Consider the following 19,819-nt stretch of genomic DNA (forward strand, 5'->3'; position numbering starts at 1 on the left):
CAGGTGCGGCGGGCTTAGCCGCGCTTGGGGATATCCAGCCCCCTGGCCACCGCGGGACGCGCAAGGAAGGCATCGAGCGCGCGCGTGACGTGGGGGAAATCCTTGATGCCGACCAGTTCGCCGGCTTCGTAGAAGCCGATCAGGTTGCGCACCCAGGGGAAGGTGGCGATATCGGCGATGGTATAGGTATCGCCCATGATCCAGGTCCGGTCCGCGAGGCGGCCATCCAGCACCGCAAGCAGGCGCTTCGCCTCCGCGACATAGCGGTCGCGCGGGCGCTTGTCCTCGTACTCCTTGCCCGCGAACTTGTTGAAGAACCCAACCTGCCCGAACATCGGGCCGATGCCGCCCATCTGGAACATGAGCCACTGGATGGTCTCGTAACGGCCGGCAGCGTCCTGCGGGATGAACCGGCCGCTCTTGTCGGCCAGGTAGATCAGGATGGCGCCGGACTCGAACAGGGCAAGGGGCTTGTCGCCAGGGCCGTTGGGATCCAGGATGGCGGGAATCTTGTTGTTCGGGCTGATCGACAGGAATTCCGGCGTGTACTGGTCATTGGCGTCGAAGCGCACCAGGTGCGGCTCGTAGGGCAGCCCGGTCTCCTCCAGCATGATCGAGATCTTGACGCCGTTCGGCGTGGGCAGCGAATAGAGTTGGATTCGCTCGGGACGCAGGGCCGGCCATTTGTTGGTGACGAGGAATGCGGAAAGATTGGTCATGGAAATCCGTTCTGGCCGGGTTGGGCCGGGTGGGCAGGTTTGGCTGATGCGGTGAGGGGGATCGATTGGCTCAAGCCGTGACGGCTCGGTGCCGATGGTCATCACCGCGGGGTAGGGCGGGAGATCGCCGGCGCGACGCCTGTCCGGGCAGGCGCAGGGTCACTTCGGCTTGTCGCCGTTGTCAGGCGAAGTGATGCCGGCGGCCACGAGGCAATCGCGCAGGTGCTTGATTTCCTGCTTGGCGCACACATTGCCGTGATGCGGGTGGTGCAGGTAAAACTCGTACTCGTTGAGCACAACCCGGAAGCGCGCGCCCTGGATCGGCTCCACGCTCGCCCCCAGTTGCTGCAGTAGGGACTCGACTTCGCGCCAATGAATATTGTTGCTCAGCGGGTGGCTGAAGATGGACTGCAGGAGGCTGCGTGATTTGTGGCTCATGGCGCGGGTCAGGCATCGTCGGCGGCAATAGCCGTAGCATACAAGAGAGGGTGCGTTGCTGCTTGCATGTGCGTTGCGCAAGGTTTGCGCGCGGCGCTATTCAATCCTTGCCCATCGCCAGGTAGGCGCGCGGCGTGGTGCCCGTGTAGCGCCGGAACAGGGCGATAAAGCTGCTGACGCTCGTGTAGCCCAGCCCGAGCGCCACGGCGGTGACGCTTTCACCGGCAACCAGCCGCTCCATGGCCGCGAGCATGCGCAATTGCTGGCGCCATTGCGCCAGGCTCCAGCCGGTGTCCGCCTGGAAGTGGCGCGTCAGCGTGCGCCGGGCCATGCCGATGCGCGCCGCCCAGCCATCCAGCCCGGTGTTGTCGTCGGGGTTTGCCAGCAAGGCGGTGGCCATGCGCAGCAAGCGCGGCTCCTGCGGCATGGGCAGGAACAGCGTTTGCGCCGGCTGGCGGGTGAAGTCATCGGCAAACACCGCGAGGTAATGCTCGCGCACCGGCCCGGCTGGCGGGCCGGCCTGCACCAGGGTGTCGAGCAAGGCCGCCAGAAGCGGCGACAACCGCACCACCTTGAGCGCCGCAGGCATCGTGGCACGGCTCCAGGCCTCGTCGAAGTACAGGCTCATGCCGGTCATTGCACCGTGAATGCTCGCGCCGTGCGATTCGTACGGCGGCACCCAGCCGATACAGCCAGTTGGCATCAGCCAGCGGCCGCCGCCGGCTTCGATCACGACCACGCCGGATTTCACCGTAAACAACTGCCCCTGCGCATGCTGATGCGGCACTTGCTCGCGCGAGGTGCCGCGCGCGAGCGGGCGGATTTCTCGTAGCGACATCGGTTTGGCCCGTTTCGAACATAAGTTGGCATTTTATCGTTAGTTGGCAGTGCGGCAAGTGCCTAGACTGGCTGCACCAACCACCCCAGGAACGATCCATCGTGAATGCCAACGTAAAAGCGCCAACCCTCTCCGAACGCCTTGGCCAACCGGTGCCCGACGTGCTCGATATGCTGACCACCCTGCTCGCCGGGCAGGGCCGGTGGCTGCGTACCGGGCAACCGCTGAGCGCGCCGGCCGATTTCGACGCGTTGCGCGTGGCGTTCGATCACCACAGCGGCACCGTGGGTTCGGTGCTGGAAAAAGCCCTGCTGGAGCGCTGGCCAGAGATCCCGTTCTCCGACAAGGAGCTGGAGAGCGGCGAGCAACAGGCGCCGGAATTTGCGGACGCCTACTGGGTTTGCGATCCCATCGACGGGGCCTTGCATTACCTGAGCGGCATGCCGGGCTGGACCATCGCACTGTGCCTGGTGGTGCGGGGCGATCCGGTCCTCTCGCTGGTGCACGATCCGGCCACCGGCCGCACTTATCGCGCGGTGGCAGGGCAGGGCGCCGATTGCGATGGCCAGCCGTTGCGGGCCAACGCGCGCTCGGCGCTGACAACGGCGCTGATTGCCACGGCGCATCCGAACTGGCCGGGGCAGGTGCGCAGCGATACCGCGGATTTCCTTGACCGTTTTGGCCGGATGTTGCCGCAGGTGTTCGGCCAGCGTGTGTACGGGCCTACGTCCTTGTTGCTGGCACTGGTGGCGCGCGGCGCGCTCGATGGCTACTGGGAGTGCGGACAGGACTATTACGACTGGTTGCCCGGCGTCTTGCTGGTGAGGGAGGCGGGCGGCACTGTGACTGCGCACGATGGCAAGCCACTGACCTGGGGTTGCCAGGGGATTGTGGCGGCCGGGGCGGCCATGCATGGCGTGCTGAACGCGGCGCTGTCGGGAGAGGGCGCATGAGGCCGGATGCTTTGCTGCCCGATGGGGTGGATGGGGTGGAGGTGAATGGCGTGACTGTGCGCAAAGGTAGCGTGGGGGCGTTTTTGATTAGCTGGCGGGTGATGAATGATCCGGGGGAAGATGCGGGTCGGCGGGCGGCGGCGCGGGAGGATTTGGTGGGGTTGTTGCCGGGGTTGAGGGCGATGGGGGTGTTTGATGTTTTTGCTGCGCGGGATCCTGGGTTGGCGGTGTTGATTGATGGGGTTGGTTAACGGTTGGCTAACAGTAGCTGCTTGACTTCAACTGCTTAACTTCAACTTCAACTTCAACTTCAAAGGCTTAAAGTCAAAGGCGGTTTCACCCCCCTGCGGGGGGCGACCCCCTCCTCGTCGTCAGGCAAAAAGAGCGGCCGGGGGCCAAACTCACATCGCCTTAAGGCGATGCTCAGACATGGCCCCCTCTTTTCCGCTCTTTTTGCCTGCCGACGAGGACGCCCCATACGGCCTGGTAGACCTTGACGGCTCGCTTCGCATCGAAGGTTGGTGCGGCCCGCCCTTCGGGCGCTTCGCACGGCTACACCGAATCGTTGTCTGGCTGCAGCGCTCTTGTTTTTGGTCCTCGGACATCGAAGGTTAGGGATTTCGCGTGAGCGAGATCTGGGCCTTCTGGCTGTCTCATTGCTTACGCAGAAACGGGTACGCTTTGGTCGTCCGGGCCGCGTTTATCCCGGATTCGCGCGTGTATCGGTGTGTGTGTCAGCCGGAGAAATTGCCGTGCCGCCCGGCGCCGCCAACAAAGCGGGCGGCGCCCTGGAGGCCTTCCTGGAGGACGATCGGCGCGCCACTAGCGCCTTCGGCTCGCAGGGCGTCGGCCAGCGGCAGGTCCCATTGCCCATAGGCGGAGGCGCGGTCCGTCAGCATGCAGCGTTGGGGAAAGGCGGCCAGTTCGTGCGCCAGCGCTTCGGCGGCGGCGCGGGCCTGGCCCGGTTCGACCAGGCGGTTGGCCAGTCCCATGGCCAGCGCTTCCTCGGCGGGCACGGCGCGGCCGGTGAGGATCATGTCGAGCGCGCGGCCCATGCCGACGATGCGCGGCAGCCGTACCGTGCCGCCGTCGATCAGCGGCACGCCCCAGCGCCGGCAGAACACGCCGAAGACAGCGCCGCGCTCGGCCACGCGCAAGTCCGCCAGCAGCGCCAGTTCCAGCCCGCCCGCCACCGCATAGCCGCTGACCGCCGCGATCAGCGGCTTGGACAGGGCCATCCGGCTCGGGCCCATCGGGCCCGCGCCGCCGCCTTGCGGATTGAGTTCGTGGCGCCGTGCGGGGTCGCCCACCGCCGACAGGTCGGCGCCGCCGCAGAAATGGCCGCCCGCGCCCCACAGCACCGCCACGCGCAGGGCCGGGTCGGACTCGAAGTGCGCGAAGGACTCGCGCAGCGCCAGCGCCATGGGACCGTCCACGGCGTTGCGCTTGTCGGCGCGATCCAGAATGATGGTGAAGACCGGGCCGTCGGTTTCGGTCCTGACATAGGGGTTGGGCTTAATATGCATGCTCGCTTCCTCGGTGCCTGGGATTGTTAACGTGCTTATCAAGTGGCGATGGGGTGTGGGTTAGGTGTTTTTCCAAATACCAAAATATTTCATTGAATGATATATTAATGACATTAAAAGAAATATTTGTGGTATACCCTTCGCCGTTCACGGTGCCGACACTGCACTCATTGCCGCCCTTATTGTCCCCGCTGCCGCTCATGCATGAAATAGAGATCCGCGAGCCCTCCGCCACCGACCTGGTGCTGGACCTGCTCTTCGGCCACCCGGAACGAACCTTGCCGGTGCAGGCGCTGGCGCGCGGCGCCGAGGTGATGGGCATCGGCACGCCCAGCGTGCGCGTGGCGCTGACGCGCCTGCAGCGCCAGGGCCGCATCGTCAAGACGGAGCGCGGCTGCTACGCGGTGCTGCCGGAGGGCAATCCGGTCTATGACGAGGTCGAGCACTGGTTTGAAAAAGAAAGCCGGCTGGAACACTGGGCTGGCGACTGGCTGGTGGTGCAGGACGCCGCGGTCGCGCGCAGCGAGAAGACCGCGTGGCGGCATCATGCGCGCGCGCTGGCGCTGTGCGGCTTCCGCACACTGGCGGCCGGCATCAATGTGCGCCCCGACAATCTCGCCGGCGGCGCGGTGGCGACGCGCACGGCGCTGTCCCGGCTGGGCATGGCCGGTGCCAGCCTGCTCTTCGTCGGCCGCGAGTTCGACGCCGATGCCGAAGCGCGCATGGAACAACTGTGGGACGTGCAGGCGCTGCAATCGGCCTACCGCCGCGCGCTGGCGCAGCTGGAGCGCAGCCAGGCCAAGCTGGCGCGCATGGCGCCCGACGCCGCCGCGCGCGAGACCATGCTGGTGGGCCGCGCCATCATCCGCGCCATCGTGCGCGATCCGCTGCTGCCCGAGGCCATCATGGACCCGGCGCCCCGCCGCGCCCTGATCGAGGCCACCCGCACCTACCAGTTGCAGGCCCGCGGCCTGTGGGTGACGCTGCTGGACGGCTGATCGCGGCCCGGTGCCCGCCGGGAGGCGTATGCGCACCATGCCTCGCCAAGCGGCGGCGACTCACGTAAACTGGCCGGAACTTATGCGGCGCATCGTGTCACTCAGTCAAGTGACGCGCGCTGGCGTTGCCGGGACCTCGCGGGCCCCGCCAGGTGCTTGCGCCGCATCTACGCTGGCCAAGACAAGGAGTACAGGGTGAGCATGCCCGATTTCGACATGGTGCTGTTCGGCGGCACCGGAGACCTGGCGCGGCGCAAGCTGCTGCCGGCGCTGTTCGATGCGCACCGGGCGGGTTTGCTGCACCCGAACGCGCGCATCCTTGCCACCGGCAGCCACCCCCTGACCACCGAGGACTATGTCGGCTCGCTGGAGCAAAGCGTGCGGCCCGGCCTTGAGCACGCGCCGCCGGAAGCCTGGGCCAGTTTCCTGGCCCGCATCAGCTACGTGCAGGCGGATGCCCGCGAGCCGGCGCACTTCGATGCGCTGGCGCAGAAGGTCCTCCAGCGCGCGCCCGAAGTGGTGGTGTGCTATCTCGCCACGGGCCCGCATATCTTTGTGCCCATCTGCGAGCAACTGGCGCGCACGGGGCTCAATCATCCCAATGTCCGCATCGTGCTGGAGAAGCCGCTCGGGCACGACCTGCATTCTTCCGATGCGATCAACTCGGCGGTGGCGCGGTTCTTCGCCGAAGACCAGATCTACCGCATCGACCACTATCTCGGCAAGGAGTCGGTGCAGAACCTGATGGCGATCCGCTTCGGCAATGCGCTGTTCGAGCCGCTATGGCGCCGCGAATGGGTGCAGGACGTGCAGATCACCATCGCCGAGGAGCTTGGCGTGGAAACGCGCGGCGAGTTCTACGACAGTACCGGCGCGCTGCGCGACATGGTGCAGAACCACCTGCTGCAATTGCTGTGCATGGTGGCGATGGAGCCGCCCACCAGCCTGTCCGAAGACGCCATCCGCGACGAGAAGATCAAGATACTCAAGGCACTCAAGCCCATCACGCCGCAGGACGTGGCCGAGAAAACCGTGCGCGGGCAGTATCGCGCCGGCGCCGTGGGCGGCAAGCCGGTGGTGGGCTACCTGGACGAGAAGGGCATCGCGCCCGACAGCCATACCGAGACCTTCGTCGCCATCAAGGCCGAGATCGCCAACTGGCGCTGGTCCGGCGTGCCGTTCTACCTGCGTACCGGCAAGCGCATGCAGTCGCGCGTGGCGGAGATCGTGATTCACTTCCGCGATGTGCCGCATGCGATCTTCCCGCGTCCGCTGACCCTGTCGCCGCAGAACCGGCTGGTGATCCGGCTGCAGCCCGAGGAGAGCATTCGCCTGTATTTCCTGGTCAAGCAGCCCGGCGATACCGTGGCGCTCACCGGGACCTCGCTTGATCTGGACTTCGCCAACTCCTTCAAGGTGCGGCGCGCCGGCGCCTACGAGCGCCTGCTGCTCGATGTCATCCGCGGCCGGCTGGGTTTGTTCGTGCGGCGCGACGAGCAGGCGCAGGCCTGGCGCTGGGTCGAACCCATCCTGGATACCTGGGCGGACAGCACTGTGCCGCCCAAGCCGTATACCGCCGGCACTTGGGGGCCCGCCGCTTCGTCAGCGCTGATGTCGCGCGACGGCTCGCTCTGGCACGAAGAGGTCTAGCCGCGGCTCTGTTTGCAAGTTCTTGCAGGTTCTTGCAAGCCTTGCCAACCATCATTCGAAAAGGAGAAACCATGCGACGCTACGAACATACTTCCGAGGCGGACCTGGCCGAAGCGATGGCGATCTCGGTGGCCCACGCGCTGGAGATTGCCATTGGCGTAAACGGCTGGGCGGTGCTGGCGGTATCGGGCGGCCGCTCGCCGGTGCCGCTGTTCGAGCGCCTGCGCCACCGCACGATCCGCTGGGACGCGGTCACCGTTACGCTGGTCGACGAGCGCGTGGTGCCGCCGGACCATGACGACAGCAATGGCGCGCTGGTGCGCCGCCACCTGCTGCGCGAGGCCGCGGGCAAGGCGGCCTTCGTGCCGCTGGTGGCCGATGCCGCCGAGGTGGCCGATCCGGCGAGCGCGGTGGCGCGCCTGAATGCGGCCTGGCGGCAGCCCGACGTGGTGGTGCTGGGCATGGGCGAGGATGGCCACACCGCCTCGCTGTTTCCCGAAGCCCCCGAACTGCAGCAGGCGCTGGCCGACACGCAGCCGGGCTACCTGGTGACGCATCCGCGCGAGGCGCCGCACGCGCGCATCACGCTTAACCTGGCGGCGTTGCTGGCGGCCGACCGCGTCTTCCTGTCGTTCGCGGGGCCGGCCAAGGCAGCCGTGTTCGCCAACGCCAGCAAGGGGCCCACGCCGGCGCTGCCCGTCAGCCTGGTGCTGAGCCGGCACCGCCACGGCACCGATGTCTTCTCGGCCTGACGCCATGCAAGGCTATCCGCGCTTGCTGGGCGATGTCGGCGGCACCAATGTGCGCTTTGCGCTGGAGACCGCGCCGCAGCGCATCGGCCCGGTGACCGCGCTCAAGGTGGCCGATTTCCCCTCGCTTGAGGCGGCCATGCTGCACTACCTCGGCGGGCTGCCGCCCGGCAGCGCCAGGCCGCGCTACGCGGCGGTCGGCCTGGCCAATCCCGTGACCGACGATCGCGTCAAGCTGACCAATCACGCCTGGGCGTTTTCCATCTCGGAGATGCAGCGCTCGCTCGGCTTCGACCTGCTGCTGGCCATCAACGACTTCACCGCGCTGGCGCTGGGTTTGCAACACCTCGGCGAACAGGACCTGACGCTATTGCGCCCGGGCACCGCCGTGGCCGGCGCGCCGCTCGCGCTGGTCGGGCCCGGCACCGGCCTGGGTGTGTCCGGACTGGTGCCGGCGCGCTCCGGCCCGGCCGTGGCGCTGGCCGGCGAGGGCGGGCATATCGAGCTGATGCCGGAGACCGAAGACGAATGGACCGCCTGGCGCGCGGCCAATCAGGCCTTCGGGCGCGTATCCGCGGAACGCCTTTTGTCGGGCATGGGGCTGTCGCTGACGCACGCCGCGCTGCACGCAGAAACGGGTACGCCCCTGGCGCGGCAGCTCGAACCGGCGCAGGTAACGGAAGGCGCGGTCCACCGGCACGACCCGGTCTGCGAGCGCGCGCTCACCGTCTTCTGCGGCCTGCTGGGGTCAGTGACGGCCGATATTGCGCTGGTGCTCGGCGCGCGCGGCGGCGTCTACCTGGGCGGCGGCATCCTGCCGCGCTTCGTGCCCGCGCTGCGGGCGTCTGCCTTCAATGCGCGGTTTGCCGCGAAGGGCCGCATGCGCGCCTACCTGGAAAACCTGCCGGTTTACGTGATCACCGCCGGCTTCCCGGCGCTGCCCGGACTGGCGCAGGCGCTGGCTGAGGCGATTGCTCACGGACTCCCCGACGCACAATCCAATCCAGGCAGGCCAGCCTGAACCGGAAGAACTGACAATGCGAGTGCTGCTGGTGGAAGACGACGCCATGATCGGCGATAGCGTGAAGCTGGCGCTGCGCCAGGAAGGCTTCGCGGTGGACTGGGTACAAGATGGCGAGGCCGGCCTCGCCGCAGCCATCCAGTCGGGCGGTCCGGACGGCGAAGCCTGCTACGCGCTGATCCTGCTCGATCTCGGCCTGCCCCGCCGCTCCGGCCTGGAGGTGCTGGCCGCGCTGCGCGCGCGTGGCGTGAACACGCCGGTGCTGATCCTGACCGCGCGCGACGCGGTGGCCGATCGCGTCGCGGGCCTCAATGCCGGCGCCGACGATTACCTCGTCAAGCCCTTCGACCTGCAGGAACTGGCCGCGCGCATGCATGCGCTGATGCGCCGCGCCGAAGGCCGCGCGGAGCCGCTGCTGCGCTATGGCGGCATCGTGATCAACCCCGTCACCCGCGAAGTCACGCTCGACGGCGAGCCGGTGCGCTTGTCGGCGCGCGAGTTCGGCTTGCTGTCCGCGCTGCTGGCGCGACCCGGCAAGGTGTGGTCGGTGGCGCAGCTCGAAGAGCGCCTGTACGGCTGGGGCGACGAAGTGGGCAGCAACACGGTGGAGGTCTACATCCACGCGCTGCGCAAGAAATTCGGCGCGGCGCTGATCCGCAATATCCGCGGCGTGGGCTATGTGGTGCCGAAGCTGGAGGACGGTGCGCCGTCTTCGTCCGGGAGCGCGGGCTGATGCGTTCCATCCAGAGAACCCTGCTGTGGTGGCTGGCGCTGGGCCTGCTGGCCGGCATTGCCATCGCCACCTTGCTGATCTATGGCCAGGCCCGGCAAGAAGCCAACGCGCTGTTCGATTACCAGATGAAGCAGGTAGCCGCCGCGCTGCCCAGCCAGTTCGCCAATCCGGTCACGCCGTTGTTCACGCCGCCGGAGTCGCCCGGCGGCAGCCTGTTCCATGCGGACGAGGACGTGGTGATCCATATCTGGGACGGCTCGGGGCGCAGCCTCTATCTCTCGCACACGCATCCGGCCCTGCCGCCGCGGGCCGAGCTGGGCTTCTCCAATGTCAGGACCGACGAAGGCGAATGGCGCATCTACAGCGTGCAGCTCGGGCCTGCCGTGGTGCAGATCGCCCAGCCCATGTCGGCGCGCAGCCAGGTGGCCGCGCGCATGGCGTTGCGTACCGTGGCGCCGTTGCTGTTGCTGCTGCCGCTGATCGGCTGGGTGGTCTGGCTTGCCGTGGGGCGCGGCTTGCGGCCCTTGCGGGAGATCGCCGCCGGGGTGCGCCAGCGCGACATCAATGCCCTGGCGCCGCTGGCCGTCAGCAGCATGCCCGACGAGATAGCGCCCTTGACCGAGGCGCTCAACCAGTTGCTGGCGCGGCTGTCGCACGCCATCGATACCCAGCGTGCCTTCGTCGCCGACGCCGCGCACGCGCTGCGCACGCCGCTTGCGGCGTTGCAACTGCAAGCCCAACTAGTGGAGCGCGCCGACACCGCCGGGGCACGCCAGGAGGCCGTGCGCAAGCTGCGGCAGGGGCTGGAACGGTTGACGCATCTGGTGGCCCAGTTGTTGACGCTGGCGCGCCAGGAGCCCGGCGCGGCGGTGCCGCCGCATGAGCCGGTGGACCTGCGCGCGCTGGCGCAAGACGTGGTGGCCGAGATGACCCAGGCTGCGCTCGATCGCCAGATCGACCTGGGGCTGGATGCCGATGCGGATGCCGGGCCGGCTATGGTGCGCGGCGATGCGGATGCGCTGCGCATCCTGCTGACCAACCTGGTCGACAATGCGCTGCGCTACGTGCCCGCCGGCGGCAAGGTCGATGTGCAGGCCTGCCGCGTGAAGGCCGTGGCGGCCGTCGCGGCCGCGGACACGGTGCAACTCGTGGTGCGCGATGACGGTCCGGGGATTCCGGCCGTCGAGCGCGCGCGGGTGTTCGACCGCTTCTACCGTGTGCCGGAAGCCCCCACCGGAGGCAGCGGGCTGGGCCTGGCCATCGTGGCGGAGATCGCGCAATCGCACGGCGCGCGCGTCGCGCTGGAAGACGCGGCGCCGGGGCTGCGCGTGCGGGTGGAATTTCCCGCGGGCTGAATCGCGCCGCCTCCCGTATCAGCCTACCGGCGTGAGCACCGGCTCCCCGGCAAAGTGCAGCCGGCTGTTCTCCAGGAACTGCCGCACCGATGCCGCGATGGCTTGCGGCGGCCAGCCCGCCATGTGCGGGGTCAGGACCACATTGGGGCAGTCGAACAATTCGGCCGGCGGCCCGGGTTCGGTCTCGTACACGTCGAGCCCGGCGCCGCCGAGCTTGCCTGCGCGCAGGGCGTCGGCCAGTGCCGCGGTGTCGAGCACGCTGCCGCGCGCGATATTGACCACGAAGCCGCCTGGGCCGAGCCGGGCCAGCACCCCGGCGTCGACCAGGTGCCGGGTGCCGGTGCCGCCGGGCGTTGCGATCACCAGGTAGTCGGCCCATTCGGCCAGCGCGCCAGGCGTATCGAAATAGCGGAACGGCGCATCGCCGCGCGGCGTGCGGTTGTGATAGCCCACTTCCAGGTCGAAGCCCAGGCCGCGCTGCGCGATGCGCCGCCCGATGGTGCCCAGGCCAAGGATGCCCAGGCGCTTGCCCGACACATTGGGGCGCAGCGGCAACGCGGTGCGCCACTTGCCGGCGCGGGTGGCCTGGTCCAGCGCCGGAATGGCGCGCACGCTGGCCAGCAGCAGCGCCATGGCGTGATCCGCCACGCAGCTGTCGTTGGTGCCGGCGCCGTTGGCGACCATGATGCCGCGCGCCCGCGCATGGGCCACGGCGATGTTCTCGTAGCCGGCGCCCAGCGCGCACACCAGCTCCAGCGCGGGCATGGCGTCGATTTCGGCGGCGGTGAGGCCCACCGAGCCGATCGTCAGCACCGCGCGTACGCTGGCGCCGGCCTCCTTGATCTGGGCGGCGCGGCTGGCGCTGTCGGGCGCGTAGCGTACCTCGTATTGTTCGGCAATCCAGGATAGGTGTTCGGTGCTGACGTGGCTGAGGACGAGCAGGAGCGGCTTCATGTTGGGCGGGATGTTCTGGGGCCGCCGGTGACGGGCGGAAAGAGGGCGGCTGGCTCCAGGCGCGGGGCCTAAGCTGCACCGCGGCATTGTAGCGGCGCTGCGCCAGGCTTGCCGGCGCGGGGCGGATGGGGCCCGATTATCAAATTTCCGCCAAGAGTGCTTCCAATCCAGGGTGGATGATCGGACGGCGGCGCGTGATCATAATGTCCGGAACGGAGGAGGCCTTCCCTTCTCCATCATCGGTTGACGATTAAAGGAGTCTTGCCATGTTCCCCGATTTCAAGGACGCCAGGGTGCTGGTGGTTGGCGGCAGTTCCGGCATCGGCCTGGCCGCGGCCACCGCCTTTGCCGCCCGCGGCGCGAACGTCGCCATTGCCTCGCGCTCGCGGGACAAGGTCGATGCTGCCGTGCGCGGCCTGGCTGGCAGCACAGGCACGGTGACGGGGGCCACGCTGGACATCACCGACGACGCCAGCGTGGCGCAATTTATGAGCACCGCCGAACCGTGGGACCACGTGGTGATCTCCGCCGCGCAAACGCCGACTGGCCCGGTGCGCCAGTTGCCGCTGGCCGACGCTTATGCCGCGATGGACAGCAAGTTCTGGGGCGCCTACCGCGTGGCGCGCGCGGTGCCGATTCGCGCGCAGGGCTCGCTGACGATGGTGTCCGGTTTCCTGGGCGTGCGCCCGAACAAGACCTCGGTGCTGCAGGGTGCGATCAATGCCGCGCTGGACGCGCTGGGCCGCGGGCTGGCGCTGGAACTGTCGCCGGTGCGCGTCAATACCGTGTCCCCGGGCCTGATCGCCACGCCGTTGTGGGACAAGCTCGACGGCGCCGCGCGCCAGGCCATGTACGAGAGCGTGGCCGCGCGCCTGCCGGCGCAGCGCATCGGCCAGCCCGAGGATGTGGCGCAGGCCATCCTCTACCTGGCCGGTACGGGGTTTGCCACGGGTTCTACGGTGCTGGTGGATGGCGGTGGCGCCATCGGCTGAGCATCGCACCGAGGCGCTGAACGTACGCAGAAACGGGTACGCTTTGCCGCCGGGGCGGCCTGGCATGACTTGAAGTGGTTCAGGAATGCCGTTCTAATGCGGCGGATGCGACTTCCTGGTCCCCCAATGAAACCTGCCTTCCTGTCCGCCTTGTTGTTAGCCACTGCTCTGGCGATCCCGGCCGCCCCCGCGGCGGCGACCGCGCCGTCCCCTGCGACGCAGGCCGAGGTGAGCCACCTGTTCTCCTATCTCGCCGGCTCGAATTGCCAGTTCAACCGCAACGGCAGCTGGTATTCCGCGCCTGACGCGGCCGCTCACCTGAAGAAGAAATACGACTACCTCGCCGACAAGGGCGCCGTCACCACGAGCGAACGCTTCATCGAGCTGGGGGCTAGCATGAGCAGCGTCAGCGGCAAGCCCTACCTGGTTAAGTGCGGCCAGGCGCAACCGGTGGAGAGCGGCCCCTGGCTGGGCGCCGAACTCACGCGCTATCGCCAGAAGGCGGCGGGCAAGTAGGCCTGGCAGGACCGGCGCGCCAACCGTCGGCAAGGCGCTCTTCCGGCTCTTGCCGGCGCGTTTGCAGGCGCGCAGAAACGGGTACGCTTTTGCATTCCGGCACGCCGGACCGGGGCGTGCGGCTGTTTCAGACAGTTACCCATGGCGCCGCGGCTTTCTTGCCGGGCACCTTAGGTTTCCTGCGTCATCCCGTTCAGGTCTATCCATGCGTCGAACTGGGCCTCGGTAACATGGCCCGACGCCAGTGCCGCCTCGCGCAGCGACAGGTTCCGCCTGACGGCCAGCCTGGCAATCTCGGCGGCGCGGTCGTAGCCGATGTGCGGATTGAGCGCGGTCACAGGCATCAGCGAGCGCGCCAGCAGTTCGGCGATGCGCTCGCGATCCGGTTCCACGCCTTCCACCATGTGCGTGGCAAAGCTCGCGGTGGCGTCGGCCAGCAACGTGACTGATTGCAGCAGGCTGTAGGCAATCACCGGTTTGTAGGCGTTGAGCTCCAGCGTGCCAAGCCCGTTGGCCAGCGTGATGGCGGTATGGTTGCCGATCACCCGGCAGCACACCATGGCCAGCGCTTCGGCCTGGGTCGGGTTGACCTTGCCCGGCATGATCGAGGAGCCCGGTTCGTTGGCCGGCAGCACCAGTTCGGCAAAACCGGCGCGCGGGCCGGACCCGAGCAGCATGAAATCGCGCGCGATCTTCAGGAAGGACGACGCAGTGGTGTTGAGCGCGCCGGACAGGTCGGCCAGCGCATCGTGCGACGCCTGCAGCGCGTACCGGTTGGGCGCGGGCTCGAACGGCAGGCCGGTGAAGTCCGCCAGCGAGCGCGCGAACGCGGTGGCAAAGCCATGCGGCGCATTGAGTCCGGTGCCCACCGCCGTGCCGCCCTGGGGCACCGGCATGGCGCGCAGCATGGCATGCTGCAGGCGCGACTGGGCATCGCCCACCTGGGCCTCATAGCCGGAGAATTCCTGGCCGAGCGTCAGCGGCACGGCGTCCTGCAAGTGCGTGCGGCCCACTTTGACGATGTCGGCGAAAGCGTCCACCTTGCGCCCGAAAGCCTGCCGCAAGGTCTCCAGCGCAGGCAGCAACAGCAACTGGATCGTGCGGGCGGCGGCGATATGCATCGCGGTGGGAAAGCTGTCGTTGGAGGACTGGCTGGCGTTGACGTGATCGTTGGGATGCACCGGTTCCTTTGAGCCCGGCTCGCCGCCAAGCAGTTGGATCGCGCGGTTGGCAATCACCTCGTTCAGGTTCATGTTGGTCTGGGTGCCGGAGCCTGTCTGCCAGACCGATAGCGGGAATTCGTCCGGCCATTTGCCGGCGATGACCTCCTGCGCCGCCTGTTCGATGGCATGGGCCAGTTCGGGCTTGAGCACGCCCAGTTCGCGGTTGGCGCGGGCCGCGCAGAGCTTGAGGATGGCAAAAGCTTCGATCAGCGCGGACGGCATTTTCTCGGTGCCAATGCGGAAGTTCTGGCGCGAACGCTCGGTCTGCGCCCCCCACAGGTGCCCGGCCGGCACCGGCACGTCGCCAAGGCTGTCCTTTTCGATCCGGGTGGCGGCTTGCGTGCGCTCGGACATGGCATTCTCCTGTTCGGTCGGCGGACGGTTCCGAGAAAGACGCCTGGCTTTGCCGCGCTGGCGGGAAGTGTGAGGTGTCCTGGCCGCGGCGGCTGGATGCGGGTCCAGACCTTCAGAATAGGCCCGCCGCCCCGGTTCGTTGTCCGCATGCATGAATGTCAATCCCCTTGTGCCATAAAAAATGACACAAGGAAGCCGTCTATTTCACGCCTTGTTTTATAGAAACAAGCATAAATTCCATACAAAGCTAAATGTCGGGACCACACGCGTTGCCCCCCGGACCTGTGGCTGGCGTCGCGGTCAGGCGCGGCGAAAGCTGTCTCATATCCCCGCTTCCGGAGGGGGAGGGTTCACGCCGGTGCCGGAAGCTGTCAGTCTGTAGACGCCCGTCTGCCCCGGCCGGCCAGGCTGTTGGCTGTTAACACATTTCAATCTGCATCGTGTGCTTTAATCACACCTCGTGGCGCGGGATCACAAAGCCGCATGTTGCATGGATGAAACATGGCCGGCCGACGGACAATTGTTGCGCACGAAGCATTTGCGGATAAGCCTGGGTGGTAACAAAATGGGCTTCAACAATAAGAATATTTTCGGCGAATATTTAAAACAGGAACTCGGGGTGAATCAAGCGATTCTTCAGTATTTGACTGAGCGCCATTGCTCATCGCAATGGCGCGAGGTCTTGTCAGCGCTGGGTGAGGAACTGGCGGAAAGCATGGATCCGGCGAGCCTGCGCGCCGTCATGTGGCGCGTGGGTGTGCGTTTTGCTCAACGTTTCGATCCGGGCGCGTGCGCCACGCTCGCCGAACTCGAAAGGGCCATCGCCCAGATCTGGCTGGACGTGGACTGGGGCTGGACCAGCATTGAGGATGCTGGCGGCGCCCTGGTGATCCGGCACTATTGCGCACCGCTGAAGGCGGCACTCGGAGACGCTGCCGACGACTGGTCGCCGGCGTTCCTGGAGGGGGCGTACCAACACTGGTTCCGCATGCTTGGCTCGTCCGAGGCCCTGCGGGTCAGCCAGAGCACGCCGATTGATGCCACCGGATGCGTTGAATTCCGGTTCGGGCGTTGAGGAGCTGCGGCGGTTTGCCGCAGGTCCGCCCCGGCCCCCATCCTTGCGTGAGTGAAATGCCATGAGTCAATCCGACGATTTGTCCAAGCTGTTCCAACGCTTCGGCGGCAAGACGGAGACGTATAAAGAGATTGTGCGCGAAGACGCCGCGGCGCAAGCGCGCGAGCGCTGGCCGCTGCTGTCGGCTATGCGCGTCGACCGCGCCGCCGTGGTGCCGGCAGTCCAGCCCGCGATGCCACCCGGACATGAATTTAGCCGCCCAGCCGCGGAGCCGGCCGCATCGCCCGTGCCACTGTGGCGGGCCGCGGCGCCCGCCAGCCAGCCGCCACCGGCCGCGGAGCCGGTCCGCGAAAATGCAGGGCATGAAGCGCCGTCGGCTGTGAACAGGGCAGTCTCCGGGATGGCGCCCCAATTCCGCACGCCGGAAGGCATGGCGCCTCTGGCGCCGGCCGCGAGGCCGCTCGCGCCCGCCGCGCCGGCGCAGGCAATCCCTGCCGCACCGGCAGCGGTGTCAGGTCCCGCGATTTCCGCACCGCAGCAAAGCAGCTTGTGGGCGCCGGTGGATCCGAACCACGCCGCCGGCACCGGCACGGAACTGGACAAGGTATTCGCGCGGCTTGAAGGCCGCAAGGAACCAGGCGCAACCAGCGAGCGCGCGCCAGCGCGCCGCTCCTTTCTTGATCGGCTGAATCGCTCGTGAAGATCATTGCTGTTGTTTCGGCCAAGGGCGGCGTGGGCAAGACCACGCTGTCGGCCAACCTGGCCGAAGCGCTGGCCATTGCCGGGGAGAATGTGCTTGCCGTCGACCTGGATCCGCAGAATGCCCTGCGCCTGCATTTCGGCATGCCTCCACAGGAGGTCGCGGGCCATGCACGGGCGACCCTGGCTGGCGAAGCCTGGCAGCAGAGCATGTACAAAGGCCGTTCACGCGTGCTGGTGGTGCCGTTCGGCGCGCTGAACGAGGCGGACCGCTCCGCGTTTGAAGCGCACCTGGCCACCCACCCGGGCTGGCTGCGCACCGAGCTTGCCGCGCTGGGCCTGGGCCGCGATGACGTGGTCGTGATCGATACGCCCCCCGGTCCGTCGCCCTACATGCGACAGGCGCTGTCGTGCGCGCAACTGTGCGTGATGGTGTCTCTGCCGGATGCGGCGTCCTACGCCACGCTGCCCCTGATGGAAGACCTGATCCGCACCTATTGCGAGGGCCGGCCGGATTTCCTGGGCCACGTGCTGGTGATCAACCAGGTCGACGTGAGCCGCCAGCTCGGCAAGGACGTGGTGCAGGTGCTGCGCGCCCAGCTCGGCGAGCGCGTGCTGGGCGTGATCCACCAGGACCAGGCCGTGGCCGAGGCGCTTGCCTACGATCGCAGCGTGCTCGAATACAACCCTCACAGCCAGGCCACGCACGACCTGCAGCGCTGCGCCGCGTGGATACGGAAAGCGTTGGCCACCCACGGAGAAGCCGCGTGAAGCCAGCCAAGGCAGCAGCCACTGCCGCGCCCAAGACCGCGCGGGCCAAGGACCAGGACCAGAACCACGACAAAGACAACAAGCCCAACGGGCTGTCGTCCCTATTGCAGCGGTTCGGCACGACTTTCGTCGAACTTCCCTTGTGGGACAGTGCCCCGGCGCGGTGGCTTGCGCTGCTGGGCGGCCTGGCCATGTTTGCGCTGGTGGTCACCGTGCCGCTGGATTTCTGGCAGCAGGTCGGGTTTGCCGCGGTGTGCTTCGCGCTTGCGGTGTGGCTGAACAAGGTCAAGGGGCACCTTGCCACCCTGATGATGGTGGTGCTGTCGATCGCGGCTTCCAGCCGCTATATGTACTGGCGGCTGACCGAAACCGTGGGCCTGGGTGGCTGGATCGACGCCGCCTTCGGCATCGGCCTGGTGCTGGCCGAGCTCTACGCTTTCGTGGTGCTGATGCTGGGCTACTTCCAGACCGCCTGGCCGCTCAAGCGCCGCCCGGTTCCGATGCCGGCGGACATCGCCAGCTGGCCCACCGTGGATATCTTCATCCCCACCTACAACGAACCGCTGTCGGTGGTGAAGCCGACGGTGTTCGCCGCCATGTCGCTGGACTGGCCGCGCGACAAGATCAACGTCTACGTGCTGGACGACGGACGGCGCGATGAATTCCGCGAATTTTGCGAAAAGGTCGGCGTCACCCACATCACGCGCAACCACAACCGCCACGCCAAGGCCGGCAATATCAACGAAGCGCTCAAGAGCACGCACGGCGAGTATGTGGCGATCTTCGATTGCGACCACATTCCCACGCGGTCCTTCCTGCAGATCTGCATGGGCTGGTTCCTCAAGGACCGCAAGCTGGCCATGCTGCAGACGCCGCACTATTTCTTCTCGCCCGATCCGTTCGAGAAGAACCTGCGCACCTTCCAGGAAGTGCCTAACGAGGGCGAGCTGTTCTATGGCCTGGTGCAGGACGGCAACGACCTGTGGGACGCAACCTTCTTCTGCGGTTCGTGCGCCATCATCCGCCGCGCGCCGCTGCTGGAAGTGGGCGGCATCGCAGTGGAAACCGTGACCGAGGACGCACACACCGCGCTCAAGCTGCACCGCAAGGGCTACGGCACCGCCTACCTGGCGATCCCGCAGGCGGCGGGGCTGGCCACGGAGAGCCTGTCCGGCCACGTGGGCCAGCGCATCCGCTGGGCGCGCGGGATGGCGCAGATCTGCCGGGTGGACAATCCGCTGTTCGGGCCCGGGCTGTCGCTGCCGCAGCGGCTGTGCTACCTGAACGCCATGCTGCACTTCTTCTACGGCCTGCCGCGGCTGGTGTTCCTGACCGCGCCGCTGGCCTACCTGCTGTTCGGCGCCCACGTGATCCAGGCCTCGGCGCTGACCATCGCCATCTTTGCGCTGCCCCACCTGTTGCACGCGAACATGACCAACTCGCGCATCCAGGGCAAGTTCCGGCATTCGTTCTGGAACGAGGTCTACGAATCCGTGCTGGCCTGGTACATCATGCGTCCCGTGCTGGTGGCCTTCGTCAACCCCGCGGCCGGCAAGTTCAACGTGACGCCGAAGGGCGGGGTGATCGAGGAAGCCTACTTCGACTGGGTGATATCACGGCCCTACCTGGTGCTGCTGCTGTTCAACCTGCTGGGCGTGGTGGTGGGTTTCCTGCGGCTGTTCCTGTGGAATCAGTTCGAGGCCACCACGGTGGTGCTCAACCTGATCTGGACGTTCTACAACCTGATCATCCTCGGTGCCTCCATCGCTGTCGCCAGCGAGACGCGCCAGATCCGCGTGGCGCACCGGGTCGCGATGACGCTGCCCGCCACGCTCCATTTCGCCGATGGCCGCGCGCTGGTGTGCGAAACCATCGACTTTGCCGAAGGCGGCATCGGCATGAGGCTGCCGCCGGGCATGAACGCCACCGTGGGCGAGCCGGTGCAGATATCGCTTTACCTGCAGGACGACGAACACATATTCCCCGCCAAGGTGGTGTTCCAGGGCGAGACGCACACTGGCCTGGAACTGGCCGAGATGAGTCCGCGCGAGGAACTGGCCTTCGTGCAATGCACCTTCGCGCGTGCCGACGCGTGGATCGATTCCTGGGGCCGCAAGCGCCCGGATGCGCCTGGGCTGGCCGCCGGCCAGATCCTGCGCATCGGCCTGCTCGGTTTCCATAATGTGATGTTCCACCTGGGCCGCGAGATGCGCCGCCTGCTGCGGCGGCCCGAACCTGGCGCCTCCGCAAACTGA

At 67.3% G+C, this 19,819-nt stretch carries 20 protein-coding genes; 14 read left to right on the forward strand and 6 right to left on the reverse strand.

Annotated features, from left to right (window positions below; translation table 11 throughout):
* Positions 1-14: 14 nt before the first annotated feature.
* The 3 genes from ACZY0R_RS07545 to ACZY0R_RS07555 all read right to left on the reverse strand — a co-directional run bounded on the left by ACZY0R_RS07545 (position 15) and on the right by ACZY0R_RS07555 (position 1,995).
* Positions 15-719 (reverse strand): glutathione binding-like protein, encoded by a 705-nt coding sequence (locus tag ACZY0R_RS07545; RefSeq protein ID WP_488857820.1) that lies wholly within the window; start codon positions 717-719, stop codon positions 15-17.
* 159 nt (positions 720-878) lie between these two features.
* Positions 879-1,157, reverse strand: coding sequence for a hypothetical protein (locus ACZY0R_RS07550; protein WP_035875236.1), 279 nt, complete (start codon positions 1,155-1,157; stop codon positions 879-881).
* A 100-nt stretch (positions 1,158-1,257) separates the two neighbouring features.
* Positions 1,258-1,995, reverse strand: coding sequence for a helix-turn-helix domain-containing protein (locus tag ACZY0R_RS07555; protein ID WP_488857821.1), 738 nt, complete (start codon positions 1,993-1,995; stop codon positions 1,258-1,260).
* 101 nt (positions 1,996-2,096) lie between these two features.
* On the opposite strand from ACZY0R_RS07555, the gene ACZY0R_RS07560 reads away from it, so the two are divergent.
* On the forward strand, positions 2,097-2,948 hold the full coding sequence (locus ACZY0R_RS07560) for an inositol monophosphatase family protein (RefSeq protein WP_488857822.1): 852 nt from the start codon (positions 2,097-2,099) through the stop codon (positions 2,946-2,948).
* Positions 2,945-3,199 (forward strand): hypothetical protein, encoded by a 255-nt coding sequence (locus ACZY0R_RS07565; protein WP_488857823.1) that lies wholly within the window; start codon positions 2,945-2,947, stop codon positions 3,197-3,199. The genes ACZY0R_RS07560 and ACZY0R_RS07565 overlap by 4 nt, the downstream gene beginning before the upstream one ends.
* Positions 3,200-3,682: 483 nt before the next feature.
* Here the strand turns inward: ACZY0R_RS07565 and ACZY0R_RS07570 are convergent, their stop codons facing one another.
* Complete coding sequence (locus ACZY0R_RS07570) at positions 3,683-4,474, reverse strand: crotonase/enoyl-CoA hydratase family protein (protein WP_488857824.1); 792 nt, start codon at positions 4,472-4,474, stop codon at positions 3,683-3,685.
* A gap of 200 nt (positions 4,475-4,674) precedes the next feature.
* Here ACZY0R_RS07570 and ACZY0R_RS07575 point away from each other — a divergent pair, with 200 nt between their 5' ends.
* From ACZY0R_RS07575 to ACZY0R_RS07600, 6 genes are all read left to right on the forward strand, one after another.
* Complete coding sequence (locus ACZY0R_RS07575; protein ID WP_488857825.1) at positions 4,675-5,472, forward strand: PaaX family transcriptional regulator; 798 nt, start codon at positions 4,675-4,677, stop codon at positions 5,470-5,472.
* A 201-nt stretch (positions 5,473-5,673) separates the two neighbouring features.
* The gene (gene zwf / locus ACZY0R_RS07580) at positions 5,674-7,122 is read left to right on the forward strand and encodes a glucose-6-phosphate dehydrogenase (RefSeq protein ID WP_045236458.1); all 1,449 of its coding nucleotides are present in this window, start codon (positions 5,674-5,676) and stop codon (positions 7,120-7,122) included.
* A 71-nt stretch (positions 7,123-7,193) separates the two neighbouring features.
* Complete coding sequence (gene pgl, locus ACZY0R_RS07585; protein WP_488857826.1) at positions 7,194-7,874, forward strand: 6-phosphogluconolactonase; 681 nt, start codon at positions 7,194-7,196, stop codon at positions 7,872-7,874.
* 4 nt (positions 7,875-7,878) lie between these two features.
* Positions 7,879-8,892, forward strand: a complete 1,014-nt coding sequence (gene glk, locus ACZY0R_RS07590; protein WP_488857827.1) for a glucokinase — start codon at positions 7,879-7,881, stop codon at positions 8,890-8,892.
* 16 nt (positions 8,893-8,908) lie between these two features.
* On the forward strand, positions 8,909-9,625 hold the full coding sequence (locus tag ACZY0R_RS07595) for a response regulator transcription factor (RefSeq protein WP_488857828.1): 717 nt from the start codon (positions 8,909-8,911) through the stop codon (positions 9,623-9,625).
* A complete protein-coding gene (locus ACZY0R_RS07600; RefSeq protein ID WP_488857829.1) occupies positions 9,625-10,980 on the forward strand; it encodes an ATP-binding protein in 1,356 nt (451 codons plus the stop codon). The genes ACZY0R_RS07595 and ACZY0R_RS07600 overlap by 1 nt, the downstream gene beginning before the upstream one ends.
* Before the next feature lie 18 nt (positions 10,981-10,998).
* Here ACZY0R_RS07600 and ACZY0R_RS07605 read toward each other — a convergent pair whose 3' ends face one another.
* The gene (locus ACZY0R_RS07605) at positions 10,999-11,934 is read right to left on the reverse strand and encodes a 2-hydroxyacid dehydrogenase (protein WP_488857830.1); all 936 of its coding nucleotides are present in this window, start codon (positions 11,932-11,934) and stop codon (positions 10,999-11,001) included.
* A gap of 266 nt (positions 11,935-12,200) precedes the next feature.
* On the opposite strand from ACZY0R_RS07605, the gene ACZY0R_RS07610 reads away from it, so the two are divergent.
* Both ACZY0R_RS07610 and ACZY0R_RS07615 read left to right on the forward strand, forming a co-directional pair.
* Entirely contained in the window at positions 12,201-12,926 is a 726-nt protein-coding gene (locus tag ACZY0R_RS07610) for an SDR family oxidoreductase (protein WP_488857831.1), read from the forward strand.
* Between the two features lie 126 nt (positions 12,927-13,052).
* Complete coding sequence (locus ACZY0R_RS07615) at positions 13,053-13,442, forward strand: YfeK family protein (RefSeq protein ID WP_488857832.1); 390 nt, start codon at positions 13,053-13,055, stop codon at positions 13,440-13,442.
* A gap of 170 nt (positions 13,443-13,612) precedes the next feature.
* Here the strand turns inward: ACZY0R_RS07615 and ACZY0R_RS07620 are convergent, their stop codons facing one another.
* Positions 13,613-15,019, reverse strand: a complete 1,407-nt coding sequence (locus ACZY0R_RS07620) for a class II fumarate hydratase (protein WP_488857833.1) — start codon at positions 15,017-15,019, stop codon at positions 13,613-13,615.
* 490 nt (positions 15,020-15,509) lie between these two features.
* On the opposite strand from ACZY0R_RS07620, the gene bcsD reads away from it, so the two are divergent.
* From bcsD to bcsA, 4 genes are all read left to right on the forward strand, one after another.
* Positions 15,510-16,094, forward strand: coding sequence for a cellulose biosynthesis protein BcsD (gene bcsD, locus ACZY0R_RS07625; protein ID WP_488857834.1), 585 nt, complete (start codon positions 15,510-15,512; stop codon positions 16,092-16,094).
* Positions 16,095-16,155: 61 nt separating this feature from the next.
* A complete protein-coding gene (bcsP, locus tag ACZY0R_RS07630) occupies positions 16,156-16,794 on the forward strand; it encodes a cellulose biosynthesis protein BcsP (RefSeq protein WP_488857835.1) in 639 nt (212 codons plus the stop codon).
* Positions 16,791-17,564 carry a cellulose biosynthesis protein BcsQ gene (bcsQ, locus tag ACZY0R_RS07635; RefSeq protein ID WP_488857836.1) on the forward strand — a complete coding sequence of 258 codons (774 nt, stop codon included), beginning with the start codon at positions 16,791-16,793 and terminating at the stop codon, positions 17,562-17,564. The genes bcsP and bcsQ overlap by 4 nt, the downstream gene beginning before the upstream one ends.
* Positions 17,561-19,819, forward strand: a complete 2,259-nt coding sequence (gene bcsA / locus ACZY0R_RS07640) for a UDP-forming cellulose synthase catalytic subunit (RefSeq protein ID WP_488857837.1) — start codon at positions 17,561-17,563, stop codon at positions 19,817-19,819. The genes bcsQ and bcsA overlap by 4 nt, the downstream gene beginning before the upstream one ends.

The sequence above is a fragment of the Cupriavidus sp. F041 genome (assembly GCF_057814235.1).